This window comes from Arthrobacter sp. Y3223164, from assembly GCF_059091005.1.
The window spans coordinates 1-4,925 of the sequence record NZ_JBNHGF010000212.1; the positions used below are offsets into that span (position 1 = coordinate 1).

Consider the following 4,925-nt stretch of genomic DNA (forward strand, 5'->3'; position numbering starts at 1 on the left):
CGGGCGTGGTGACGCCGGTGCACACCGGCGCGCTCCGCCGCGCCCTCAGGCGGGATGCGGGCGCACCGGCCAGGGTATGTGCTCCCGCACGTCGGTGAGGTTCATGCTGACCTCGAGGAACAGGTCGTCGAGCATGTATTCGTCCACTCCGAGGATGGTCAACGAATGACCGCCGCCCTGTTGAGGCCCGTCCATGGCAACCGCGGAAACACAGACGCCGGTCCGCCAGTCGACCCGCACCTCGGTGCGGCCCTCGGGAAGCAGCGGATGGCCGGCGTCGTACGGTACATACGTCTGGTTGGGCGAGACGACCGCCTCCAGCGCCTTCCGGCCCTGGTGCTCGACCTCCCGCAGTTCATGGATCTCCACGGGATTGGCGAAGGGCGCCTCATAGGCCACCGGCGCGCTGCCGGCCAGCTCAACCGGATCCAGCATCGCGGACCAGCGCCCGTTGCCGAAGACCGGCTCACCGTAGGCGGCCTCGGGCCGGCGGCGCACCAGATGGATGTCGTTGAATACCGGAGTGACCAGATGCGGAGGCAACAGCCACGACTTGCGTGTCGCGCTGACGTAGAAACCGTCCCGGGAGTCGTTAATGCCGGTGGTGCTGTACAGCAGCCTGCCGTCGGCCGACTCGACCCGAAGCGCTCCGGGGCGCCGGGTCCACGCACGCAGCATGCCGCCGGAAGCGTCCGGCTCCGGCGCATCCGGGTGGACGGCCCGGAGCTCAAACCGCAGCGATTCCCACTTCCACGGGGAAGAACGGCAGAGGCACCTGAAGGTCTCCGCGTTGCCGGCGGCGTCGCCGGCCTTGAGCACGCTCCCGCCGTTCATATGCACAGTGTAGCCGCCGGCTCCCGAGGATCAGGCGAGTGCAGTAGGTTGGGTCCATGGTCGAGCAACTGGCGCTGCTGTGGCCCGGCCATGCATTCGCGTTTTGGATGCTGTTGGTTGCCGGCGGCTATCTGCTGGTAATCGGAACCCGGCTCAGCTGGATCGACCTGAGGACGCACCGGCTGCCGAACCGCATCATTTTCCCGGCCTACGCGGTGTCCGGAGTGCTGCTGCTCGCGGCCTCCCTCGCAGGCTACGAAGCCGGCATGTTCTGGCGGGTGCCGGCCGGCGGCGCTCTGCTCTGGGTCTTCTATTTCGCCGTCCGGCTTATTTATCCGGCCGGCATGGGATTCGGCGACGTCAAACTGGCCGGGGTGCTGGGGATGTACCTGGGCTACCTGGGGTTTGAACACCTGCTGCTGGGCACGTTCGCGGCCTTCCTGCTGGGCGGCGCGTACGGGGTGTTGCTGGTAGTACTGCGGCGCGGAACGCTGCACAGCGACATTCCATTCGGGCCGTTCATGATCGCCGGCACGTGGGCGGCGCTGCTGCTGCCGACGTAGCCGCGAAGCGCGGGCCAACGACGCGCGGCGTCCCGGAATTTGTCCGCCGAGCCTATTGGATATCGGAGTCGGGAGGGGGCAGGACGAACTGCCGGTCTTCGTCCACGGACTCGACGCCCTCGATTCCGGCAACAGCGGCACGCTGTCCCTCCGGCAATGAACCCGTAATCATGCCCAGGGATGACAACACGTTTTCCACCCGCATGCCGCCGGCTGCCAACTGCTCGGCAATCCGCCCGGTATCGGAGAGGTAGTCGTGGCGCACCGTCACGGTGATCTGCATACCCCCATGATAGGTCCGGCGGCCCCTCCCGGGGGAAGCGGGTCACTGCGGGGCAAGAACCAGCCCCGCCCCGACGTCGACGGAGGGCACGGGCAGCCGCTCCGCTTCCTGCACCAGCGTGGCCCACAGTTCCAGGCCGCGCCGGCCGGTAGCCTCTGACCACAGGGCCGCCACGCCGGCGGCGTGGGGCGTCGCCATGCTGGTGCCGCTGATGGTGTTGTAACGCTTCGGCATGGGCCAGGACGAATACACCTGGAACCCGGGACCGGCACAGTCCACCTGCCCGCCGCGCAGGGGGAGGCTGCGGGCGGAAAAGAACGCGACCTCCAGGGCCTGGTCCAGCGCGGCCACCCCCATGATGAACGGGCTGTTCGCCGGGGCGCCGACGAACCCGAACTCGCCCTTCCGGCGGTCGGCATTGTTTCCCGCGGCGGCGATGATCAGGGAACCCTGCTCCAGCGCCCGGCTCCCGGCGGCCGTGTAGGGCGGGTGGATTTGTGCGACGTCGGCTCCCAGGGACATGGAGATGACGGCACAGCCGTTGCCCACGGCCCAGTCGATCCCGGCAAGGATGCCGGCGTCGGTCCCCGAACCGGCGTTGCTGAGGACCTTGCCGGCGAAGATCTCCGCTTCGTGGGCCACGCCGTAGCGCGGGCCGGTGCCGGGGGACTTGGGGCCGCACGCGGTCCCGATGCAGTGCGTGCCGTGGCCGTGTCCGTCCTGCGGCGGCTCGCCCGGGATGAAGGAGGCGCTGGTGATGCTGCGTCCGGCGAAATCCGGATGCGTCTCGTCGAACCCGGTGTCCAGCACGGCTACGCGCACGCCTTGCCCCGAATAGGGCGACGAGACGGCCCTGGTGGCCTGCTGTCCCCAGGTGAAATTGTTGTTGTCGGCGAAGCCCGCCGGTGCGGGGCCCGCTTCGTAGCGTTCGTGCCGTCGCGCGGTGAGCCTGCCGGACAGGTCGGTCACGCCGTCGCGGTAGCCAACGGCGTAGTCATCGGCCGGACCGAGCACGTCGTGGATGAGTTCCGGCGAGACCGAAAGGACACGGTGCCGGGCAGCGGTACTGACTTGGAGCGAGCTGATTTGGTCCGGGCCGGCGGCGACGACGGCGATGCCCAGGTTTGCGAAGACCGTTGCGTCGGCGCCGGAGGCCGCGTCCGGGTCCACCCCGCGGGTGCCGAAATCGCGGCTGTCCGCGACATTCGACAGGCCGGCGGCGTCGGCCAGGAGGCCGGCACACTCGTCGGATGGGCCGTAAAAGACGACGATAAAGCGTCCGGTGGTCTTCGGCTGCCCGGGCACGGAATAGTCGGCCGTCGCCAGGGACGGGGGCTGCGAATCGCCAATCACGGAGACCTCCTGGACGCTCTTCCACCGGGTCCCCGACGGGCCGGCCGGCGGCCCTGGCTGGGCCGTTCACCCGCCGTCCACGGGGACGTGTGCGCCTCATCCTAGTCCCGGAGGCCGACGGTTCAAGCTCCAGGCAATCGTTTCAGCCGGTCGGAGCCAAAAAAGGCAGCAGGGCCCCGCCCTGACGCCGATCCGGCCCGGGTGAGCGGCGACCGGGACGCCGTGCACGCTGAAGGGCGCCCCCGCCGAAGCAAGAGCGCCCTTCAGGATCCGCGATGGACCCGCCTGCTATTTGGCCTGCGGCGGGACGGTCATCGAGAGCACGTCCAGCGCAGAATCCAGCTGCTCTTCGGTCAGTTCGCCGCGCTCCAGGAAGCCAAGGGCCACAACCGACTCGCGCACGGTCAGGCCTTCCTGGACCGAGTGCTTGGCGATCTTGGCGGCGTTTTCGTAGCCGATGAACTTGTTCAGCGGGGTCACGATCGAGGGGGAGGCCTCGGCCAGGAAGCGGGCGCGCTCCACGTTGGCGGTCAGCCCGTCGATCATCTTGTCCGCCATGACGCGCGAGGTGTTCGCCAGCAGGCGGATGGACTCGAGCAGGTTGGCGGCCATCACCGGGATGCCCACGTTCAGCTCGAAGGCGCCGTTGGTGGAGGACAGGGCGATGGTGGTGTCGTTGCCGACGACCTGGGCGGCCACCATGATGGCTGCCTCGCAGATGACCGGGTTGACCTTGCCCGGCATGATCGAAGAACCCGGCTGCAGGTCGGGGATGGCGATCTCGCCCAGGCCGGTGTTCGGGCCCGAACCCATCCAGCGCAGGTCGTTGTTGATCTTCATGAACGCGTAGGCAATGTTGCGCAGCTGCCCGGAGGCCTCGATCAGGCCGTCGCGGTTGGCCTGGGCCTCGAAGTGGTTGCGGGCCTCCGTCAGCGGCAGGCCGGTGTCGGCGGCCAGCAGTTCGATCACGCGCTGCGGGAAGCCGGCCGGGGTGTTGATGCCGGTGCCGACGGCGGTGCCGCCCAGCGGAACCTCGGCCACGCGCGGCAGTGATGCCTCGATGCGTTCGATGCCGTAGCGCACCTGGGCGGCGTAGCCGCCGAATTCCTGCCCGAGGGTGACCGGCGTCGCGTCCATCAGGTGGGTGCGGCCGGACTTCACCACATCCTTGAACTCCTCGGCCTTGCGCTCCAGGGACGCGGCCAGGTAGTCCAGCGCGGGGATCAGCTCGTTGATCAAGGCCGAGGTGGCGGCCACGTGCACCGAGGTCGGGAAGACGTCGTTGGAGGACTGCGAGGCGTTGACGTGGTCATTCGGGTGAACCGTCTTGTCGCTGCCGGCATCCCGCAGCGCACGGGTGGCCAGTTCGGCCAGGACCTCGTTCGTGTTCATGTTCGACGAGGTGCCGGAACCGGTCTGGAAAACGTCGATCGGGAAGTCGCCGTCGTACTTGCCTGTGGCTACTTCGTCCGCCGCCGCGGCGATGGCCTTGGCCAGCTCGCCGTCTAGCACGCCCAGTTCGGCGTTCGCGGTGGCCGCAGCCTTCTTGATCCGGGCCAGGGCCTCGATGTGGGCGCGCTCCAGCGTCTTGCCGGAGATCGGGAAGTTCTCGACGGCGCGCTGGGTCTGCGCACGGTAGAGGGCGTTGACCGGAACGCGGACCTCGCCCATGGTGTCGTGTTCGATGCGGTATTCAGCAGAATCAGCAGAAGTCATGGCTCCAAGCTTATGCCTGCGGCGCACCGGTTCCGAATTGTGTTGCGGCACGGCGGCGGCTTGGTTGAGGCGGCGCCGAGCGGGTCCACCGCCGACGACGATGTAGTCGAATTCCCGGTCGACGAGGTTCTCGACGTTGTCGATGTGCATCAGTTCTCCTTGCCGTGGTCAGCGAA

General features: G+C 68.3%; 5 protein-coding genes. 1 reads left to right on the plus strand and 4 read right to left on the minus strand.

Features of this window, described 5'->3' with window-relative positions; genetic code table 11:
* Window positions 1-45: 45 nt before the first annotated feature.
* On the minus strand, window positions 46-834 hold the full coding sequence (locus tag AC5RUJ_RS11005; protein WP_494014367.1) for a hypothetical protein: 789 nt from the start codon (window positions 832-834) through the stop codon (window positions 46-48).
* Between the two features lie 56 nt (window positions 835-890).
* Here AC5RUJ_RS11005 and AC5RUJ_RS11010 point away from each other — a divergent pair, with 56 nt between their 5' ends.
* Entirely contained in the window at window positions 891-1,397 is a 507-nt protein-coding gene (locus AC5RUJ_RS11010; protein WP_494128034.1) for a prepilin peptidase, read from the plus strand.
* A gap of 52 nt (window positions 1,398-1,449) precedes the next feature.
* Here AC5RUJ_RS11010 and AC5RUJ_RS11015 read toward each other — a convergent pair whose 3' ends face one another.
* The 3 genes from AC5RUJ_RS11015 to AC5RUJ_RS11025 form a co-directional block, all read right to left on the minus strand.
* Window positions 1,450-1,680 carry a hypothetical protein gene (locus AC5RUJ_RS11015; protein ID WP_494001455.1) on the minus strand — a complete coding sequence of 77 codons (231 nt, stop codon included), beginning with the start codon at window positions 1,678-1,680 and terminating at the stop codon, window positions 1,450-1,452.
* Between the two features lie 42 nt (window positions 1,681-1,722).
* The gene (locus AC5RUJ_RS11020; protein ID WP_494073581.1) at window positions 1,723-3,033 is read right to left on the minus strand and encodes a S8 family peptidase; all 1,311 of its coding nucleotides are present in this window, start codon (window positions 3,031-3,033) and stop codon (window positions 1,723-1,725) included.
* A 288-nt stretch (window positions 3,034-3,321) separates the two neighbouring features.
* Window positions 3,322-4,749, minus strand: a complete 1,428-nt coding sequence (locus tag AC5RUJ_RS11025; RefSeq protein ID WP_494014364.1) for a class II fumarate hydratase — start codon at window positions 4,747-4,749, stop codon at window positions 3,322-3,324.
* Between the last annotated feature and the right edge of the window lie 176 nt (window positions 4,750-4,925).